This window comes from Fictibacillus sp. NRS-1165 (genome assembly GCF_050468105.1).
Classification (GTDB): Bacteria; Bacillota; Bacilli; order Bacillales; family Fictibacillaceae; genus Fictibacillus_C; species Fictibacillus_C terrinigri.
Window position 1 is genome coordinate 209815 of the sequence record NZ_JBDPNU010000026.1, and the last position, 19218, is coordinate 229032.

Below are 19218 nucleotides of genomic sequence, written 5' to 3' on the forward strand. Positions count from 1 at the left end.
GGCCATGCAGGATTGGTTTTTTTTCGAGATTACAGGATTAGTGAAGAATTACCCTAGCGGATACAACTTTTGAAATCTTATCAATGGCCTGACCAATCTCTTTAAGGGATACATCATAATGGGTAGTAAAACGGATCGTTTGCGGACCGAACGCAACAGCAAGCACCCCTTCTTCTTTCAGCAGCTGGAGAAAATGACTGGCCGAAAAACCAGTTTGCCCTATATTCACAAGGACAATGTTCGTCTCTACCCTGTTTTCAATAAAAAGGGAGGGCTGTTCCCCCAGGTGCTGCGCCAGCCTTTTTGCTTTTTCGTGGTCCTCATGAAGACGGTCAGCCATCTTCTTCAAAGCAATCATTCCGGGAGCAGCCAGTACACCGCCTTGTCGAAGCCCTCCGCCAAGACGTTTTCTCCACTTCCTGGCATGCTGAATAAACGAAGCAGGACCTGCCAATATCGACCCGGCCGGGGCACCCAGGCCTTTCGATAAACAGATTTGCACGGTATCACTATAGATTGAGAGATCCTTAACCGGTACACCGATGGATGCAGCCGCATTAAAAAGTCTGGCCCCGTCAAGGTGGACAGGTATTTCATGGTGACGGCATATTCTATAAAGAGCAGCCATATCTTTTGGGGACGTAACCGCTCCTCCAGCCCGATTATGGGTGTTCTCAAGGCAAACAAGGCTTGTCTCAGGATGATGGATGTCTTCACCTCTGATCGCGTGCAATAAATCTTCGGTTTGTATGGTTCCCCTGACGCCTTTAACTGCCCTTGGCTGTACTCCGGCAAAGGCAGAAGCTGCAGCCGCTTCATACATAAAAATGTGTGAGTCGGCTTCCATAATGACTTCACTTCCTGAAACCGAATGGGTAAGAATGGCAACTTGATTTCCTTGGGTGCCGCTCGTAACAAACAAGGCATTTTCCTTTCCAAGAATTTCAGCGGCCGTCTCTTCTAATTCATTAATCGAAGGGTCTTCGCCATACACATCGTCCCCTACCTCTGCTTCATACATCGCCCTGCGCATCTCTTCCGTCGGTTTTGTTACCGTATCGCTTCTCAGATCAATCATGGACAGCCCTCACATCTTTTTGTTTTTTTATCTATAGTAACACAATTATCTGACAATTAATAAGAAAAGCTCAAGCGCCCTGTTAAAGTTCGACAAGCGCTGGAGCTAGACAATTTCTCCAAGATCTTAGGTTTCGGTTAATGTTAGCGGCGGTCTGCGACCAATGCTCGGGGCTTTACATCATCCATAGGTATTGCATAATTGGCGGAGAGGTCCGCGTGTCTGTTCGTCTTTTGCACCTCAAGCATGATTTTCTGATAATTCAAGGAAAAGACTGCAAGGCTTCCAATTTGCGTACCTATCCTGATCCCTTCAACAGTGTCTATGCGGAAATGAACACCAGCCCATAATCGGGAAGCCGCCTCCTCTTCGGCTATTTGCTGCAATTTCTCTTTTTCATGAGGAAAGAAATGAGAAAGTATTGTTTTTGCACAACCCGCAACTGCTGCATGACCAGAAACATATGCAGGATAGCTTGGAGTGTTGATCACGGTTTGTAATGCCGGATCCAACTGTACGGGTCTTGCCACATCCCAGACATATTTAAAATGCCACACAGCACAAAGGGTATCGGAAATGCCCTGCTGCAACACAGACAGCAATCTTGCAGCGAGCGGAGGCGACAGGTGATACGCTTCGATCAGTTTTCCGGCGATGAGAGACCAATTGGTTGTTGGAAGCCCCGCATAATATTTTGCTATTTTCTCTTGCTTGGCTGTCAGGTTATTCAATGCTGATCTGACGATGGCTAACTCTTTTCCGGAAAAATCAATTTCTGATGGGTCTTTGACCTTCCATTCAATTACTTCTCCCTTAAAATCGGTAAACTCTCCCCTTCTATTTCTTTTTAAGAAATGGGTCGGCCAATTCCCAGCCGTCGCTTCAACGCCTGCAGTTACCGATTTCGTTTGAACATGTGATGTCCAGGATGGATACAATCTGTGTTTAGCCATACATTCCTCCATAGGTGTTAAAATTAGTTCTATACGTTAAACATATGGAAGAAATGAAAAATATTTCTCGGAATTTTCAGAATCAATGACTTTTCTTTTTTAGGGTTTCCTTACATAATAAGAGAGAATAAGAATACTAGGAGGTTGGAAAATGAATTATTATGCAGTACGTCTTCCGATTCTGGATGAAGAGAAAAGCCAAGTTTATCGGGAGGAACATCTGAATTACTTGTCTGCATTAGCAGATCAAGGGAACATCTTTACATATGGGCGATTCACAGACGGATCGGGCGGACTGGTTATTTATAAAGCGAAGGACCTGGAAGAAGCGACTTCACTAGCCAAGAAGGACCCCTACGTAACGTCAGGGGCAAGAGATTTTGTTATTAATGAATGGGCGATGAATACAGACGTCCTGTCCGGATGATGGATACGAGAAACCCAGTAAACGGCGGTTTACTGGGTTTTTTCACGTATATAGCGGATGAAGCCATCCTTGGAACCGTCATTTTCCAGCAGCTGCTTTACATAATAAACATCCTTTAGAGGACCGTTCTCTTCAAAAGAAGCCAATAACCAGGAAGACCTGGGATCTTCAGCCAATTCCTGATACCATACCTGCTCTTTTAATTGTTTCAAATTGGCCTGCAGATCAGGATCTTTTATTCTAAAAATATGTTTTTTAATGCACCCTGCAATCCCAGCACCTGCTAAGAGAAGCAAAAGTAGTCCAGTTAACATAGGAATCTCCTTATTCAGCCAGTTCAATAACTGCATAATGAAATTTGGATGACGGGCGCTTTATTACTGTAAATCCAAACTCCTCAAACCTGGAGCTCCTAAAATGGTCCTTTAATACAATTCTTTTCGTTGCCACACGTTTGGCTTCCTTTATCGTTTCTTCAGTCATTGGCACATAGGAAGCCATACCTTTTAAGCCTTTCAGGCCCGGTGAGTCGATGGACTCCTCGAACATCGGATCAAAATACACGACATCAAAAGAATTGTCAGGCAGCTTTTTCAAATAGGAAAAATGATCTTCATTCAGAATGGTAATCCGGCGCATCGCGGCATCCATTTCCGGCAAGCCGCTTTCCCATGTGCAAAGGCCGCTTTCGACCAAAAAAGCAATATAGCGGTTCTTTTCGATACCAACGATCTTTCCCTCGCTGCCAACAGCCAAACTGCAAACAATGGCATCCGAAGCCAGTCCTGCTGTACAGTCCAGCAACGTCATTCCTTTATCAAGTGCAGCTGCTGAAAGTAAAGGATCCGCTTCACCCCGCAGGATTTGTTTTACCCGAAACATAGAAGAATTGGGATGAAAAAAAAGCGGCTCTGATTGACCCAATGGATGCAGCGTTAATTTTTCTTTTCCTACCATTAATATATGATCATTAAATTGGGTATGTAAGGAAGATATAGATTGGTTTTTTCTTGAAACCAGCCGTCCGTTCACCATTCGGCTGATCTTTTCGGCCTTTTCAATCAGTTGCTCATTAAATTTTCCAGCTGTAGTTACGATCATATCCGTTTCACCTGTTACTTTTTATTTAATCTTATCATCTATATCACATTTATCAGCATAGGGCAATATTCTACTGGTCTGGCATGATCGAAAAGGAGGAATGAAATGAGAGACAAAGGCATCTTTCATAGAACTGGTAAGGGCGCTTTCAGATTCCGGAAGCTCATAATAGTTGTATGGGTAATAGCGGCCGCTGCTTTAAGTGTCCTTGCGTTCAGACTTCCAGATTCATTAAGCGGAAGCGGCTTTGAGATGGAAGGCACCTTCAAAAAAGTAGAAAATATCATGCAGGATGAGTTTCATCAACCAAAGTCTTCTGTCATGATATTGTTTCAATCCAGCCGCCATTCACCCAATAATCCCGAATACAGAAAGATTGTAGAAGAGACATTAATAAAATTAAAATCTGTGGATCATGCGGTAAGTGTAACATCACCCTATACCGCAGAGAAGATGATTAAAGGCAAAACAGCCTATGCCACCGTGAATTTTGACAGAAGCTTCGGAGAGTTGAAGGAATCCATAAAGCAGATCAGAAACAAGACGAAAAGCACAAAGGATATTAAGATCGGGATCACAGGAGGCCCTGTCATTGCAGAGGATATGAACACGGCCAGCCAAAAGGACCTGGCCCGCGCAGAAGCAATCGGACTCCCTGCGGCATTAATCATTTTGCTCTTGGCGTTTGGCGGTCTAATCGCAGCGGGTCTGCCCATTATTGTCGGCTTGGTCAGCGTGGTCTGCTCAATGGGAATTCTTTTTATTGTCGGGCAGGAATTTAGCTTAACCATTTTTATTCTCAATGTCGTGCCGATGATCGGGCTTGCTCTTGGAATTGATTTTGCACTTTTGCTCGTCAACCGGTTCAGAGAAGAGCTTGAGCACCAGAGCATCGAGGAAGCTGTCGTTATCTCTGTTCAGACTGCTGGAAGATCGATTGCCTTCTCTGGGTTTTGTGTGTTCTTGGGACTTTCAGGGATGCTGCTGATTGAGATTGATATCTTCAGGTCTGTTGCACTCGGCGGAATGGTCGTTGTCATTATTTCTGTTATTAATGCTCTGACTTTTCTTCCTGCCGTTTTGGGAGTGCTCGGTAAACGAATCAACTCACTCATGCTGTTGAAGAAAAGAAACGGCCGTTCCGGGTGGAGAAGTTTCGCCTCTTTCATCATGAAAAGGCCTTTGATCATGCTCATTTGCTCGGTAGCCATCCTAATACTGGCTATCATGCCTGTCCATCATTTGAAGCTTTCCATTCCTGAGGCAGAATCACTTCCCCCTGATTATGAATCGAGGATCATGTTTGAGCGCTTTGAAGGTACTTTCGGCAAAAAGGAATTGTATCCAGTAACGATTGTAGCTGCCGCCCGCGGTAAGCTACTGACCGAAAAGCAATTAACGAACGCCTGTCAACTCGTTGAACGGCTGGAAAAGGAAAAAATAATCGATCATGTGGACTCCCTTTTCTCGTACACTGGTCATCTTACACCTTCAGAAATTATTGCAGCCACTCGAACCGAACAAGGTAACGAAAAGTTAAAACCCGTTATTTACCGCTATGTAAATGATAACAAAACAGTAATCCGAGCTTACCTTTCGATTGGAGTCACATCAGAAGCAGCTAAAGAGTGGGTGGAAAAATGGCAAGGCGAAGAAAACGGATTAAAACTTAGTCTCGGAGGGTCGACCAAGTTTAATCAGGAAATCTTTCATGAGATCGTGGACAAAACACCAGCCGGCCTTGCCATTGTCCTTCTGTCGACGTTCGTTGTTCTCCTTATCGCCTTTCAATCCTTGTTTATCCCTTTAAAAGCGATTGTCATGAATGTGCTTAGCCTCTCAGCCACATTCGGCATTTTAGTATGGATCTTTCAAAGCGGATACTTAATGGATCCTGTCGGTATCGGTTTGATGATTCCCGTCTTTACGTTCGGCATTGTGTTTGGACTCAGTATGGATTATGAAGTTTTTCTCATATCAAGAATTCAGGAAGTCTATCAGGAAACCGGAAATAATGATCAGGCAACACTTGAAGGTTTAACTTCCACTTCTAAGATCATAACCTCTGCCGCTGCCATCATGATCGTGATTACCGGTTCGTTCGTTTTTACCGATGTAATGCCAGTAAAGCAAATCGGAATCGCCATTGCTCTCGCCATCTTCATTGACGCCACACTAGTCAGGATGATTCTCGTACCTTCTCTCATGAGATTGATGGGAAGCTGGAACTGGTGGCTGCCTTTCAGGAAGCAGAATACGCAAAAGAACCATGCTCATTAGGGTGTCTTTGTCGTGCGTGATGGTGCTTTTAGATGACAAATATTTTTTGCAGAAAGACACCTGCAAAAAAAACATCTGTTGCCTGGAAACGATTGAATATATAATAAAAAGAAAAGACAGGCAGAAGGTGAATCATTTGATACTGATAATTTTGGTCTTATCCTATCTCATCGGTTCTGTTCCATTTGCTCTTATCATAGGAAAATGGAAATATGGAATTGATATCCGTGAGCACGGCAGCGGGAATTTGGGCGGCACGAACACCTTTCGGATTCTTGGTAAAAAAGCAGGGTTTATTGTAACGATCTCCGACATTCTTAAAGGAACACTTGCAGCATCTCTTCCGTGGCTGCTGAATACGGATCTGCATATTCTATTGGCTGGAATACCCGCAGTCATCGGACATTGTTATCCGATCTTTGCGAAGTTTAAGGGCGGAAAAGCAGTAGCAACCTCAGCAGGAATCCTGCTGTTCTATGCTCCGGTCATGTTTTTGCTGCTTGTTGCAGTTTTCTTCATCGTCCTATACCTCACGAAATATGTTTCTTTATCTTCCCTTGTCGCATGTACTGCGGCTGTGATCTATGGAGTCATCATCCGTGACATTCTGTTGATCATTGTTATGGCGGCTTTCCTTATATTTCTGCTCTATCGGCACAGGTCCAACATCGGAAGAATTATCGCTAAAACCGAACCGAAAATTAAATGGCTATAATAAGCGTTCCGGCAGGAATGCTTTTTTTATTTTCAAAAAATCCGCATTTGTCCGTTACCGAGCAGGGCGAACGTACATAGGCTGTATGGTGATATATACCTAATATTATTCAATGACGGAGGGACAATAATGGAAAATAAGAAAATAAATGTACCTATGGCACCGATGAATAAACCAGTAAACGCCCCGGTTAACGCACCTGTCAACATACCCATCAATAAATCACTGAACATGCCGGTTGCTCCAAGCATGCCTGCGTTCGCGCATCATCATCACGGCGGTTATGATGGTTATGGTTATGGAACTGGCTACGGCTATGGAGCCGGATTGGGCTTTGGCGGAAGACACGGCTATACATTAATTATTGTTTTGTTTATCTTATTGATCATTATCGGCTGCTCCTGTTGGTCTGGTTTCTCAGGAGAAGAATGCTGCGAAAGCAGCAGCAGTAGCAGCAGTTAAAAGGGGCATTAAAAAAAGAAAGCGGAGAACGATCCCCCGCTTTCTTTTTCTTATTTCATTGTGACATAAAGATCCTCAAGCGTTTCAATCCCTTTTTCATTGCACAGCCGCAATAGGCTTCTCCATAGTTCAGCCATGATTAAGACATCTCCTTCAGCGTTATGCCTGTTCCTGCACTCGATGTTGAAATAAGAGGCTGCACTGTCCAATGTTTCAAAGGTTTCAGAACCTACTAACCTTTCTGTAATCAATGCCAGTTCAAGAGCCGGCTGTTTTAGAGAAGAACGGTATCTTTTCCACAAAAAGTGATTAATGAAAGCCAAATCATGCGAGATATGATACCCAATGATCATTCCTCCCGAGAGAAAGCGAAGGAATGCCTCTGATTTCTCATCCAATGTTGGTGCGTTCTTTACATCTTCTTCAAAAATTCCAGTAAGAATGCTAATTTCCTCTGGAATTTTGACACAAGGATTGATTAGCTGACTAAACTGGTCAACGACCTTGAAATTCTTTATTTTAGCTGCTGCTATCGAGAAAATCTGGTCGCCGTGTTCCGGTCGGAAACCTGTTGTCTCTGTATCCAAAATGATAAATAAAATATCCTCGAGCCTTGTTTTTAGATCCGCTCGTTTTGTAGCTTTCTCTTTCAGAATTTTTCTGATCCAGGCTTCATGCTGAAAGGAACCGGGGCTGCCGGCAGGAACTTCCTCCCTTTTCAACCCAAGGCTGAATAAACGGTTCATGATATACTTGAGATTTCTTTCAGATCCCGGTTGATTGTTCAAAACTAGGACCTCTCTTTTTTGTTTGTTTTTGGATGGCTTTAATCTGTTTCATGATACGTTTCAGCTCCTGGACATTTTTAGGCTCCATTTCAGATAGCCGTAAATGGTAATCGAGCCTGTCGTCCGTTTCCGCCAATCCAATCGAGTGCTTTAAACGCAATTCCAATAGGAAATCGTATACAGCCATGTATTGCTCCGTTTCAGTAGCCGTTATAAATCCTTTCTCGTTCAATTCCAATATACGTTCCCTAGTCGACTGCGCCTCGTTCCCATACAAAACCGACAATATTTTTATGCTGTTGATGTAGGGAGCAAACACGCCCTGTTTCAAGTCGAACCGGCCTGAATATTTCCCCCACCTCTCCGTAAAGATCATCCCGAACATATTCATCGGAATTTCATGTGAGGTAACAAGCTCTCGCATTTTTTTTAGAATCATCGGCCGCTGGTGTAATTCATGGACAAACCATTTCCGCAAACGAAACAGAAGGGCAGGCACACCATAAACTTGCTTAGTATCGAGCATGATCATCATATACTTCAAATTTTCCTCTGATCCATTATTCAAATAGAATAATAGCTGTTCCCTCCAGTCTTCTTCATGATGCCTCCATCGACAGTTGGATGCCATCACATTGCCCTGGCATAAGGGATAGCCTACTTCCGCTAAATATTGGACAGCGGTTCTGGAAAATTCTTCTGCAAATGCCCGGTATTCCACTTCATCTGATCGAACCGTCTGATAGATGAGCCCATTATCTTGATCGGTCCAGACAGTTTGTTCATGGCGTGCACTGGATCCCATACTGAAAAAACAAAGTTTTCCACCAGGTGGTTCTCCAAACGTTTTTTTTGCCGCATCATAAGCAAGAGAAACGGCTCTGCGCGTCAGTACATCATGCATATTATTGAGCATATTGTACCGGTATTCAATCGAGTGGCCAGAAGCCGAAAGCCCTTGAATCATGGGGATGATCCGCATATGAATTTCTCTAAGTTCCTCAAGAGAACCAGCTTTTGCCAGACGTTCTTGCAAATCAGGCTCTTTTTTCGAGGTCTGTACATTCGGTTCATCAAAAGGATATTGCATAAGAATCAGTTAGCTTTCTGAGTGATGGCTGGGTCTAAATGTTCTGGATACCCGTATGAGCCGTGTTCACTGATATCCAATCCAGAAATTTCTTGCTCAGGTGTTACTCTTAAGCCGATCAGTTTTTTCAATGCGAAAAGGAGAATGAATGAAACGATGGCAACGTACCCTGCGGCTCCTATGACACCGATGGTTTGAACAATAAGCTGATGGAACCCACCTCCATACAAAAGCCCAGCCTTTCCAACGCCTGTTTGTTCCACAAGGCGAGGTGATGCGAAAATTCCAGTTGAGATGGTTCCTAAAATTCCAGCTATACCATGTACGGAAAAGGCATAAATCGGATCATCGATGCCTTTTCTCTCAAAATAAACAGAAGTCCAGAACGTAAATGCCCCAGCAAACGCTCCGATTACGATAGCCGCCCAGGCTTCCACAAAAGCACACGCTGCTGTAATGGCCACTAATGCAGCAAGTACGCCATTTACCATTGCCGGAATGTCCGCTTTTCCAGTCAGAAGCTTAGAAGTGAGTATGGCACCGATCGCCCCTGCAGCTGCAGCTAGATTGGTTGTCAAAGCAATATAGCCAAAGAATCCATCTGCAGTTCCCATCGTGCTTCCAGCGTTGAATCCAAACCATCCGATCCATAGGATGATGCCGCCGAGAACCGTATATACTTGGTTATGTCCTGGAATGAGATTCGGTGTGCGGTCTTTATTGAACTTTCCAATACGGGGACCAAGAAGCAAAGTAGCGACAAGGGCAGCGATCGCTCCTTGAAGGTGAACGACAGTCGATCCTGCAAAATCCTGCATCCCCATTTTTCCAAGCCAGCCTCCGCCCCAGACCCAATGGCCGATAATCGGATAGATCAGCACAGTAAATACCGTTCCGAAGATGAAGTAGACTGATAGTTTTGCCCGCTCAGCAAACCCTCCCCACGCAATCGCCAAAGAGACCCCTACAAACGCCAGTTGGAATAAAAATTTTAGAGATAACGGAACGTTCGCCCAGGATAAGGAATCAAATGTTTTGCTGTCCCCATGCATGAGCCAGCCTGATGTGCCAAAAAAACTGTTGCCTTCACCGAATGTGATGCCGAAACCCGCTGCCCAAAAAGCGATGGTAGCAATGGCAAAGCTTAGAATTTGTTTACCTGCAACATGACCCGAGTTTTTCATACGGGTGGAACCTGCTTCCAAAAGTGCAAAACCAGCCTGCATGCCAATAACCAAGATCGCAGCCACCATAACCCATAGAGAATCCATAAACATCATAACCGTACTTTCCTTCATGTAATATCTCCACCCTTCTTATGTCATGTTTTCTAACATCATTAGGTATACTATATGACATAAGTGCTAAAATGGCAATTGTTTTCTGAATATTTTCTTAAAATAGGTGGGACCTGATGACTTTTTACACAAAAAAAAAGAACTCTTATCGAGTTCTTCTTATCTGTTGTTTTTTTCGTAAGCGGTAATCAAATTCTCTACGATTTCTTCTGCGCTGTGGTTCTCAATATCATGACGATGGATGAAATGAACCACTTCTTTACCTTTTAATAAGGCCATTGAAGGTGAAGATGGCGGATAGCCATCAAAGTATTCTCTCATTCTTGCCGTCGCTTCTTTGTCCTGGCCAGCAAATACAGTAACAATGTTATCCGGCTTCGCTTCATGGTTTAACGAGTAAATTGCGGAAGGTCGTGCCAATCCTGCAGCACATCCGCATACAGAGTTTATAAAGACAAGAGAAGTACCTTCTGTACTTTCCATAAAACGATCCACTTCTTCTGATGTGGTCAATTCAGTGAACCCTGCATTTGTCAGCTCATCTCTCATTGGCTGAGCCATTTGTCTCATGTATTCTTCGTAAGCGTTCATTGTATCCCTCCATATAGGTATGTACAACCAATTATAGCGGATTCCTTTAAAGGAATAAACTCATTTATCTTTTATGATATAGGTGTAGAATAACCGTCCTTCACAATCTTTGCTCCAAGAACGTCTGTAAAATGCTTCAGAGCCCATTGGTGTCCTGCCGAGTTAAAACTCTGCACAGCATCCTCGTGAATTACAAGGTCATAACCTTTATTATAAGCCTCGATTGCCGTATGAAGGACACAGATGTCAGAGCACACTCCAACAAGATGAAGCTCTGTAATGCCTCGCTCCCTCAGTTTCATGTCCAGGTTGGTACCTGCAAACGCACTGTAGCGTGTCTTATCCATCCAGAAAATGCTGTTTTTTTGTTGAACGGTAAGTGATTGAACAAGCTCACCAAGTTTTCCGTATTGCTCCCGGCCTTGTGATCCTCTGATGTTATGGGGCGGAAATAGACGAGCTTCAGGATGATGCGGGTCATCTTCTTCATGCAGGTCAACAGCGAAAACCACAAAATCATTTTGTTCGATAAAATGTTTGGTTATGGATGTCAACCTTCTTTCTATGGACTGGCCAGGAACTCCACAAGTCAGCTTTCCATCGTCTGCCACAAAATCATAAGTATAATCGATAATGATTAGTGCTTTCATTCACATGGCTCCTTTTACGAAGTTAGCTTAACGTCTCGATTTCTACGTTTTGAACTCCTTTTATCTCTTTAATATCATAATAAATGTCAGTTGTATATCTTTTTTCATAAATACTAAGAGTCAGCTCCATCTTGCTTGTTCCATTGTCCAGATCTTTCACCCGGACATTAAGGATCTTAAGCCCCTTCTTCCTAATCTCTTTTACCATTTCGGTCATGTTCCATCCATCAGGAACAATAATGCGCACACGGGCTTCTTTTTCTCTCAGTGTTTTCGGACCCATCCATTTCATAACCAGTGGAATTAATTCAACACTGATCAGAATCATGAGGGCTCCTGCTGCTGCCTCCATATAGAACCCAGCGCCAGAGGCAATCCCAAGACCAGATGCACCCCATATCATAGCGGCCGTCGTCAATCCGGAAATGACATCGTTGCTTCGGCGTAATATTACCCCCGCTCCGAGAAAACCGATTCCGCTTACAATCTGTGCCGCGAGACGCATAGGGTCCATCATCGTTCGTCCGGTTAAATCGGAGAAGCTTTTAGCAGATTCGATGGAAACAATCGTTAATAGACAGCTGCTTATTGAAATCACCAAACAGGTTTTTAAGCCGACCGGTTTACGCTTAAGTTCACGTTCGAGACCGATCACTAAACCGAGAAATGCAGAAATACCCAGCTTAACAAGAATCATGCTCATTGCCCCTCACCACCCTTCTTTCTTAGTAAATATCCTTAAAATACTATATCCGTAAGTGAACATCAACTAAATCTCCAAAAAGCTAGATATAAAACTACAATTTTTATATAATGAAAATGATTAAATTTTCAGAAAAAGGAGTGTTGCGCGTGTTCATCCATTTTATCGCTCAGGAGGGGATCAAGTGCTAGCAGAGAAAAGGTCTGATGAGAAGGATATTGACTATTCAAAGATTGCTTCTTCTGCGTCCTTTAAACAATTACTTCAGGAAAAAAAGAAATTTCTGCTTCCTATGTCCATTTTCTTCTTTGTTTTTTATTTTACTCTCCCCATCATGACCTCATACTCTACAATTCTTAATACATCTGCAATCGGTGATATTAGCTGGGCCTGGGTTTTTGCATTCTCACAATTTATTATGACATGGGTATTATGCAGCCTTTATTCTAAGAAAGCGGAGTCTTTTGATAAACAAGCTGATGAGATTGTACATCAGTCTTTAAAGGAGGCTGATAAAAAATGAATACAGCTTTTATTCTTTTTCTTGCGATTGTTGCCATTACCTTGGTGATTACTTATTTTGCAGCGAAACGAACGAATAATGCCAATGATTTCTATACAGCCAGCAGTGGGCTGACCGGCTGGCAGAACGGCTTTGCGATCGCCGGGGATTACATGTCAGCCGCTTCGTTCCTCGGCATTGCTGGATCGATAGCACTTTCTGGCTTTGATGGCTTTTTTTATTCCATTGGCTTTCTCGTAGCGTACCTTGTCGTCCTCTATCTTGTGGCTGAGCCATTGAGAAACCTGGGAAAATATACGATGGCCGATATGATTGCGGCAAGGTTTGATGATAAGAAAGTGCGTGGAGTTGCTGCGTTAAACACGATTACGATTTCTATTTTCTACATGATTGCCCAATTGGTCGGAGCTGGCGCACTGATTACCTTGCTGCTCGGTTTAAAGTATACCACTTCTGTTCTGATCGTTGGCGTGCTTATGACAGTCTATGTGGTGTTTGGCGGAATGATGGCGACAAGCTGGGTCCAAATCGTAAAAGCGGTACTGCTCATGGCAGGTACTTTCATTATCTCTCTGATGGTATTCGCCAAATTCGGCTACAGCATCACGGGAATGTTTGAACATATTAAAACGGCCACACCATTAGGCGAGAGTTTCCTGCATCCAGGAAACAAATACAAGGATCCGCTCGATACGATCTCTCTTAATCTGGCACTGGTTCTCGGTACTGCCGGGCTTCCCCACATCCTTATCCGTTTCTTTACAGTAAAGGATGCTCCTACTGCAAGGAAATCAGTTGTTTATGCGACCTGGATGATTGGAATCTTTTATATTATGACGATCTTTCTTGGTTTTGGAGCTGCTGCATTCGTTGGAACAGATTCGATCGTAAAAGCGAATGCCGCTGGAAATATGGCTGCTCCACTGCTGGCAAAAGCACTGGGAGGAGATTTTTTATTCGCTTTCGTATCTGCTGTCGCCTTCGCTACCATTCTTGCAGTAGTCGCCGGTCTTGTTCTTTCAGCGGCTTCCGCGTTCGCCCATGATTTTTACAGTCAAATCATACGAAAAGGCGAAGCCACAGAAAAAGAACAAATGAAAGCTGCCAGATGGTCCTCCATTGGTGTGGCCGTATTATCTATCATTCTCGCTTTATTCGCACAAAAATTAAATGTGGCCTTTCTCGTATCACTTGCTTTTGCTGTAGCCGCAAGCGCAAACCTTCCCATCTTATTATTCACCGTATTTTGGAAAAGGTTTAATACAGCGGGTGCCGTGTCAGGAATGCTGGTTGGGCTTATAAGTTCTCTCGTTTTAGTAGCTATAAGCCCGAGCGTCTGGTCCCCAGAAGCCGGTGCGGCGATCTTGGTCGGAGAACCTCTCTTCCCGTTGGCAAATCCGGGCATTGTTTCAATCCCGCTTGGATTTATTGGTGCAATAGCAGGTACGCTTCTTTCCTCCAAAAAATCTGATGCTCGCAAGTTTGATGAAATCGTAGTCAAAGTAAATACCGGGATCGGCCTTCGAGACAATGCTTAAGATGAAATCCATAAAAAAGGACAGCTGCTATTCTAAAGCTGTCCTTTTTCTTTCTTCCAAAAATGCTTTCTTACCACCGGATAAAAAATGATTCCTGAAGCTAGAAGTTCCATGCCGAAATGAAAGGTTTTTATATCCGCGGTTCCTGCTTTTATGACCCATAAGGAGTACACCGCTGCAAAACCAGCGATGATGCCATGCTTTCTGATGGTTCTCGCAGGTCTCCCGCCTAAAACGACCAATTTGATTTGATATTATAAAGCCATTAAATATGGAACAAGAAAAGCCAGCGTAGCAACAAATATAACAAAGTCAAACGCTTCAGCCATAGACTCAGAAACCACTTCCCGAACCAACCATATTTCCGACTACAAGGGCTGTTAAAACCCAAAGCCAAGATCTGCTAACCACCGTCAGACCAAAGGAAAAGCATGCAGACCAACGGTTCTGCATGCTTTTGTTTAAATCTTAAGGAACGTCTTTCCGTCCTCTTGTTTGATTTTGTTTTCCTTCATCAATTTGCCAAGCGCGCGTTTAAATGCTGCTTTGCTTATATCAAATTCATTTTTTATGTCTTCCGGACTGGATTTATCCGTATAAGGCATCTGGCCTTTGTTTGCCTTGAGATAGCTGTAGATTTTTTCAGCATCCTCACTATACGCGTGTTCCTTCCTGGGTTTCATGGAAAGATTTACCCTGCCATCTTCCCTTACGAACGTCACGCGGCATTCTATCTTCTCACCGAGTCGGACCTGCTGGTTCATTTCATCCTGGTGTATAAACCCGATCAGGCTGTTCTCCGTAAAGATCAATGCGCCTGAATCGTTCAGCTTGTACACATGTCCGGTAACCATCTGATTAAAATGGCTTTCATCCGCAGCTTCTGCCTGTTCAACGATCTCTTGTTCGCTCGCAAGATCTGCAAACAAGCGGCCTTTTTTATCAAGACGAAGCCCGCAATACAATTGGTCGCCGGCCTCTGGCCACAGCTCCAACGGGCCTGGCAGGTCATCGTTTGAAAGCAAAACATCCTTATGTATGCCAATATCCAGAAATACCCCCAACCTTTTTTGAGATCCCACGACTGTAAGCCATGCCAGTGAATCTAAACGGACCTTCGGCTGGGTCATGGTCGCTGCCAGACGACCCTCATGGTCCTGGTATAAAAACACTTCAACCGTTTCCCCTTCTTTAAGCTCTCTAGACGCCTCTCTTTTATGCAGCATTACTTCTTCAGTGCCAAGACTTAAAAAATATCCGAAGTCGCTCAACCTCTCAACTTTTAATGTGAAGACCTCTCCGGCTCGTAACTTATTTTCCATAGCAGCTCAAATCCTTTGTTCTTTTTTATACTAGTATTGACTTTAACATTGAAAAATAGAAACCTACTTTTAACTTGTCAAAGTAGGTTTCTGTCGAATTATTCTTCCTTTTTGCTCTCTTCTTCCTCAGAAATTTCCATCAGTTTCTTTATTAAAATATGCTGAGGCATATGCATGATCTGTTCAAGTGGAACATTCAGCTTCTTTGACAGCATAAGAGCTGTTTCTGCTGAAATTTGTAAAGGTTTCATAATATCAGCCTCCCCTCCGCTAAGTATACCAAACCTGTTCAGCTTTTAAAACAGACCTACTGCTTTCCCGTCAGGGGTTACATCCATGTTTAATGCAGCCGGAGATTTCGGAAGCCCAGGCATTGTCATTACATCGCCAGTTAATGCCACAATAAAGCCTGCTCCGATCGAAGCCTTCAGCTCACGGATCGTAATGATAAATTCTTCTGGGCGGCCCAGCAATTTCGGATCGTCAGAAAGAGAATACTGGGTTTTGGCCATACAAACAGGCAGGGTAGACCATCCTTGCAAGTCAAACTCTTTCAACTGGCCCAGGGCTTTTTGTGAAAACTGAACACCGCTTGCGCCATAAACCTTTTCAGCGATCGTTATTATTTTTTCTTCCAGCGGCTGATCGAGCGTATATAAGGGCTGATACTTATTGGTCCCATTTTCAATAATATCGAGTACCGTCCTTGCCAAGTCCTCTCCGCCTTCTCCGCCTTTGAGCCAAACATCGGAAATCTCGACAGGAATGTTCCTTTCGCTGCACCACTTTAAGATGTACTGAATTTCAGAATCATGATCGGACACAAAACGGTTCACAGCGACAACAAACGGCACCCCAAATTCCTGGATGGTTTCAATATGTTTTTGCAGATTGGACATTCCATCTGCCAAAGCCTGAAGGTCTTCTAACGATAACTCGCTTTTGCCCTGGCCGCCATGCATTTTTAAAGCACGTGCGGTAGCAACGATCACAACAGCACTCGGATTCAGATCAGCATAACGAGCCTTAATATTCAAGAATTTCTCCGCCCCTAGATCGGCACCAAATCCGGCCTCTGTTACTATATAATCTCCGAGTTTGCATGCTAATTTTGTTGCGATGATGGAGTTGCATCCATGGGCGATATTTGCGAACGGCCCCCCATGTATGATAGCTGGCGTATTCTCCAAGGTTTGTACAAGGTTTGGTCTGATCGCATCTTTTAAAAGCAGGGTCAATGCACCTTCGACCTTTAAGTCAGCCACGGTTACCGGTTTATTTTCATACGTATACCCAACAACCATCCTCGCAAGCTTTTTCTTTAGGTCATCAAGATTCTTCGCCAGGCAAAAGATAGCCATCACTTCAGAAGCTACGGTAATATCGAAACCTTCCTCCCGAGGAACCCCCTGTACCGGACCGCCAAGACCGATCACAATTCTGCGGAGGGCTCTGTCGTTCATGTCAAGAACGCGCTTCCAGACGATTTTCCTGGGATCGATATTCAGTTCATTGCCTCTATGGATATGGTTATCAATGAAGGCTGCCAAAGCATTATTGGCAGTGGTTATCGCATGAATGTCTCCGGTAAAGTGAAGGTTAATATCTTCCATCGGTATGACTTGGGAGTACCCGCCTCCGGCTGCACCGCCTTTAAGACCCATACTAGGTCCAAGGGATGGTTCCCTCAATGCAATGATGGCTTTTTCACCGATCCGGTTCAGCGCCTGCCCGAGACCGACTGTTACCGTAGATTTCCCTTCGCCCGCAGGAGTTGGATTGATGGACGTTACGAGGACAACCTTCCCATCCTGTTTTGTTTTCAGTTTTTCGAACAGCCCGAGAGAAAGCTTAGCTTTATATCGGCCATACGGCTCCCAGTCCTCTTCTTCAATGTTCAATTGTGCTGCAATTTCTTCAATTCGAAGCATGTTCGCATCTTGTGCGATCTCAATGTCCGATTTATGCTTGACTTCCTTTGCCATGTATTAGATACCCCCTGTTATATATGTACCTGTTCTCATTCTACAAAAAAACAATTATAAAATGTAAACATTCTTGTCGATTCACATGAATTTAGTTTATCCATAATTTTGTTTTTACCAAGATGCGTTTATCGTATAATAGAATAGATGATCTTGTAATCCTATAAAGGAGGAATCGAGTTTCATGGCAAAAATTACGGTACAGGGCTTTGGAGAGTATGAAATTGAAAATGGAAAGAAACTGGTAATCGGGCTTGAAGACAATGGTGTGGACATCCTTCACCGCTGCGGGGGAAAAGCAAAATGTACGACCTGCCGGGTAGAGGTTGTTGCTGGAGATCTTGGAGAGATGAACGACTTTGAACGGAACATCATTGAAACCAAAGGTTTAGGCGAAGGTATTCGTTTATCCTGTCAGGTAAGAGTGGAACACGATGCTGAGATCCGCCCTGCCATGACCGTTTCAAAAGACGGTCTTGATGCAGGCCCCCGTCCTCCTGAATAAAGATAGGAAGAAAGGCTCTCTTCTTTTTGGAAAGAGCCTTTTTCTTTTATTTTTTATTTGATCCCTTCCCATTCATGAAAGAATTCATCAAGGTACGTCTCCATCAGCTGATGCCTGGCTTCCGCTAGTTTTTTTCCATGCTCTGTGTTCATGCGCCCTTTCAGGGTCAACAATTTCTCATAAAAATGATTGATGGCCGTCGATGGTCCATTTCGGTACTCTTCTTTTGTCATTTGGGACCGAACAGGAATTTCCGGGTCATAAATCAATTGCCCGATATATCCTGAATATGCGAATGCCCTTGCGATGCCGATCGCGCCTATGGCATCTAATCGGTCAGCATCCTGTACAACCTTTCCCTCAATCGTCTGCATCCCTTGGGAATTTCCGCCTTTAAATGACATGGATGAAATGATCTCAAGTATATGAATTTTATCAGCGGGGGTGATTTTATGGTCTGAAAGCCATGACGAAACCTTTTGCATTCCTGCTTCTTCAGAAGAATTAAGCTTTTCATCGGCGATATCATGGAGCAATGCTGCCATGCTGCAGATAAAGCGGTCCGCGCCTTCTTTTTCTGCGATGGTGATAGCCAGTTTATACACTCTGTAAATGTGCCACCAGTCATGGCCGCTGCCCTCCCCGCTTAACGTTTCTTTAACATATTGCTGGGCCTCTTCGATTATTTTACTTTCCATGGAATTTACCCTTTCTCATGATAATTGTTGGTTTCAATAGGCATACTAAAATAAAACAGGTAGGTGAATTTTATGTCAGAACCGTATAACGATCTGAAGCAAGTCGACATGTCCATTCAAAGTGCACAACGAATTATCGGCCATGCGACCATGAGTATGGACCCTGGTCAGCTTCATGCTGCGAAAGAGGCTTTGAATACTGCCAAACAGCAATACAATGAAATATTGAACCAGCCGACAGGGATGGATGGCATGTTCTTGGAGAATGCACGTGAAACCCTGGAGCAATGCGAGCAGCAGATCAACCAAGCCTTAAAACAATAAAAGCCGGATATCCGGCTTTTTTTTAATCAATATGAAACAGTAATCTCTTCTTCAATCGCATTCACATATGTATACGCGTTGCGTTTTGTCTTTATCTCATTCTGTTTAAATTCCTCTAGACGAGCAATATAGTAGCTCCCATCAAACTCTCTTTGGACTTTCAGCGTAATTTCTATGGCGACGCTGA

23 protein-coding genes are annotated in these 19218 nt (G+C 43.7%); 8 read left to right on the plus strand and 15 right to left on the minus strand.

Annotation, left to right across the window (positions count from 1 at the left end):
• Nucleotides 1–37: 37 nt before the first annotated feature.
• Both ABHN01_RS13675 and ABHN01_RS13680 read right to left on the minus strand, forming a co-directional pair.
• Nucleotides 38–1078, minus strand: a complete 1041-nt coding sequence (locus ABHN01_RS13675) for a threonine aldolase family protein (protein ID WP_429876000.1) — start codon at nt 1076–1078, stop codon at nt 38–40.
• 143 nt (nt 1079–1221) lie between these two features.
• Complete coding sequence (locus tag ABHN01_RS13680; protein ID WP_429876001.1) at nt 1222–2031, minus strand: vanadium-dependent haloperoxidase; 810 nt, start codon at nt 2029–2031, stop codon at nt 1222–1224.
• Between the two features lie 151 nt (nt 2032–2182).
• Here ABHN01_RS13680 and ABHN01_RS13685 point away from each other — a divergent pair, with 151 nt between their 5' ends.
• Nucleotides 2183–2458 carry a YciI family protein gene (locus ABHN01_RS13685; RefSeq protein WP_429876002.1) on the plus strand — a complete coding sequence of 92 codons (276 nt, stop codon included), beginning with the start codon at nt 2183–2185 and terminating at the stop codon, nt 2456–2458.
• Nucleotides 2459–2487: 29 nt separating this feature from the next.
• Here the strand turns inward: ABHN01_RS13685 and ABHN01_RS13690 are convergent, their stop codons facing one another.
• Nucleotides 2488–2772, minus strand: coding sequence for a hypothetical protein (locus ABHN01_RS13690; RefSeq protein WP_429876003.1), 285 nt, complete (start codon nt 2770–2772; stop codon nt 2488–2490).
• A gap of 10 nt (nt 2773–2782) precedes the next feature.
• Nucleotides 2783–3559: a class I SAM-dependent methyltransferase gene (locus ABHN01_RS13695; protein ID WP_429876004.1), complete on the minus strand. Its 777-nt coding sequence runs from the start codon at nt 3557–3559 to the stop codon at nt 2783–2785.
• Nucleotides 3560–3664: 105 nt separating this feature from the next.
• Here ABHN01_RS13695 and ABHN01_RS13700 point away from each other — a divergent pair, with 105 nt between their 5' ends.
• The 3 genes from ABHN01_RS13700 to yjcZ all read left to right on the plus strand — a co-directional run bounded on the left by ABHN01_RS13700 (nt 3665) and on the right by yjcZ (nt 7016).
• The gene (locus tag ABHN01_RS13700) at nt 3665–5839 is read left to right on the plus strand and encodes an MMPL family transporter (RefSeq protein ID WP_429876005.1); all 2175 of its coding nucleotides are present in this window, start codon (nt 3665–3667) and stop codon (nt 5837–5839) included.
• A 136-nt stretch (nt 5840–5975) separates the two neighbouring features.
• The gene (gene plsY, locus ABHN01_RS13705) at nt 5976–6554 is read left to right on the plus strand and encodes a glycerol-3-phosphate 1-O-acyltransferase PlsY (RefSeq protein WP_429876006.1); all 579 of its coding nucleotides are present in this window, start codon (nt 5976–5978) and stop codon (nt 6552–6554) included.
• Between the two features lie 129 nt (nt 6555–6683).
• On the plus strand, nt 6684–7016 hold the full coding sequence (yjcZ, locus tag ABHN01_RS13710) for a sporulation protein YjcZ (protein ID WP_429876007.1): 333 nt from the start codon (nt 6684–6686) through the stop codon (nt 7014–7016).
• A 50-nt stretch (nt 7017–7066) separates the two neighbouring features.
• Here the strand turns inward: yjcZ and ABHN01_RS13715 are convergent, their stop codons facing one another.
• The 6 genes from ABHN01_RS13715 to ABHN01_RS13740 all read right to left on the minus strand — a co-directional run bounded on the left by ABHN01_RS13715 (nt 7067) and on the right by ABHN01_RS13740 (nt 12136).
• Nucleotides 7067–7804 carry an exonuclease domain-containing protein gene (locus tag ABHN01_RS13715; protein ID WP_429876008.1) on the minus strand — a complete coding sequence of 246 codons (738 nt, stop codon included), beginning with the start codon at nt 7802–7804 and terminating at the stop codon, nt 7067–7069.
• Nucleotides 7782–8894 carry a DUF294 nucleotidyltransferase-like domain-containing protein gene (locus ABHN01_RS13720; protein WP_429876009.1) on the minus strand — a complete coding sequence of 371 codons (1113 nt, stop codon included), beginning with the start codon at nt 8892–8894 and terminating at the stop codon, nt 7782–7784. Before ABHN01_RS13720 ends, ABHN01_RS13715 begins: the two co-directional genes overlap by 23 nt.
• A 5-nt stretch (nt 8895–8899) precedes the next feature.
• Nucleotides 8900–10192, minus strand: a complete 1293-nt coding sequence (locus tag ABHN01_RS13725; RefSeq protein ID WP_429876010.1) for an ammonium transporter — start codon at nt 10190–10192, stop codon at nt 8900–8902.
• Between the two features lie 159 nt (nt 10193–10351).
• Nucleotides 10352–10783 (minus strand): BrxA/BrxB family bacilliredoxin, encoded by a 432-nt coding sequence (locus ABHN01_RS13730; RefSeq protein ID WP_429876011.1) that lies wholly within the window; start codon nt 10781–10783, stop codon nt 10352–10354.
• A 71-nt stretch (nt 10784–10854) separates the two neighbouring features.
• On the minus strand, nt 10855–11433 hold the full coding sequence (locus ABHN01_RS13735; protein WP_429876012.1) for a cysteine hydrolase family protein: 579 nt from the start codon (nt 11431–11433) through the stop codon (nt 10855–10857).
• A 22-nt stretch (nt 11434–11455) separates the two neighbouring features.
• The gene (locus tag ABHN01_RS13740) at nt 11456–12136 is read right to left on the minus strand and encodes an MgtC/SapB family protein (RefSeq protein WP_429876013.1); all 681 of its coding nucleotides are present in this window, start codon (nt 12134–12136) and stop codon (nt 11456–11458) included.
• A gap of 184 nt (nt 12137–12320) precedes the next feature.
• Here ABHN01_RS13740 and ABHN01_RS13745 point away from each other — a divergent pair, with 184 nt between their 5' ends.
• Together ABHN01_RS13745 and ABHN01_RS13750 are read left to right on the plus strand one after the other, a co-directional pair.
• Complete coding sequence (locus tag ABHN01_RS13745) at nt 12321–12659, plus strand: DUF485 domain-containing protein (RefSeq protein ID WP_290399386.1); 339 nt, start codon at nt 12321–12323, stop codon at nt 12657–12659.
• Complete coding sequence (locus tag ABHN01_RS13750) at nt 12656–14197, plus strand: solute symporter family protein (RefSeq protein ID WP_429876014.1); 1542 nt, start codon at nt 12656–12658, stop codon at nt 14195–14197. The genes ABHN01_RS13745 and ABHN01_RS13750 overlap by 4 nt, the downstream gene beginning before the upstream one ends.
• A 461-nt stretch (nt 14198–14658) precedes the next feature.
• On the opposite strand, the gene ABHN01_RS13755 is transcribed toward ABHN01_RS13750, so the two are convergent.
• The 3 genes from ABHN01_RS13755 to ABHN01_RS13765 all read right to left on the minus strand — a co-directional run bounded on the left by ABHN01_RS13755 (nt 14659) and on the right by ABHN01_RS13765 (nt 17504).
• Entirely contained in the window at nt 14659–15519 is an 861-nt protein-coding gene (locus ABHN01_RS13755; RefSeq protein ID WP_429876015.1) for a CvfB family protein, read from the minus strand.
• A 98-nt stretch (nt 15520–15617) separates the two neighbouring features.
• Nucleotides 15618–15770: a YycC family protein gene (locus tag ABHN01_RS13760; protein WP_290399389.1), complete on the minus strand. Its 153-nt coding sequence runs from the start codon at nt 15768–15770 to the stop codon at nt 15618–15620.
• A 45-nt stretch (nt 15771–15815) separates the two neighbouring features.
• A complete protein-coding gene (locus ABHN01_RS13765) occupies nt 15816–17504 on the minus strand; it encodes a formate--tetrahydrofolate ligase (RefSeq protein WP_429876016.1) in 1689 nt (562 codons plus the stop codon).
• 184 nt (nt 17505–17688) lie between these two features.
• Here ABHN01_RS13765 and ABHN01_RS13770 point away from each other — a divergent pair, with 184 nt between their 5' ends.
• Nucleotides 17689–18009, plus strand: a complete 321-nt coding sequence (locus ABHN01_RS13770) for a 2Fe-2S iron-sulfur cluster-binding protein (RefSeq protein WP_429876017.1) — start codon at nt 17689–17691, stop codon at nt 18007–18009.
• A 53-nt stretch (nt 18010–18062) separates the two neighbouring features.
• Here the strand turns inward: ABHN01_RS13770 and ABHN01_RS13775 are convergent, their stop codons facing one another.
• A complete protein-coding gene (locus ABHN01_RS13775) occupies nt 18063–18707 on the minus strand; it encodes an HD domain-containing protein (RefSeq protein WP_429876018.1) in 645 nt (214 codons plus the stop codon).
• Between the two features lie 72 nt (nt 18708–18779).
• Here ABHN01_RS13775 and ABHN01_RS13780 point away from each other — a divergent pair, with 72 nt between their 5' ends.
• A complete protein-coding gene (locus ABHN01_RS13780) occupies nt 18780–19031 on the plus strand; it encodes a DUF2564 family protein (protein WP_429876019.1) in 252 nt (83 codons plus the stop codon).
• Nucleotides 19032–19057: 26 nt separating this feature from the next.
• Here the strand turns inward: ABHN01_RS13780 and ABHN01_RS13785 are convergent, their stop codons facing one another.
• On the minus strand, nt 19058–19207 hold the full coding sequence (locus tag ABHN01_RS13785) for a DUF6123 family protein (RefSeq protein WP_429876028.1): 150 nt from the start codon (nt 19205–19207) through the stop codon (nt 19058–19060).
• Nucleotides 19208–19218 lie beyond the last annotated feature (11 nt).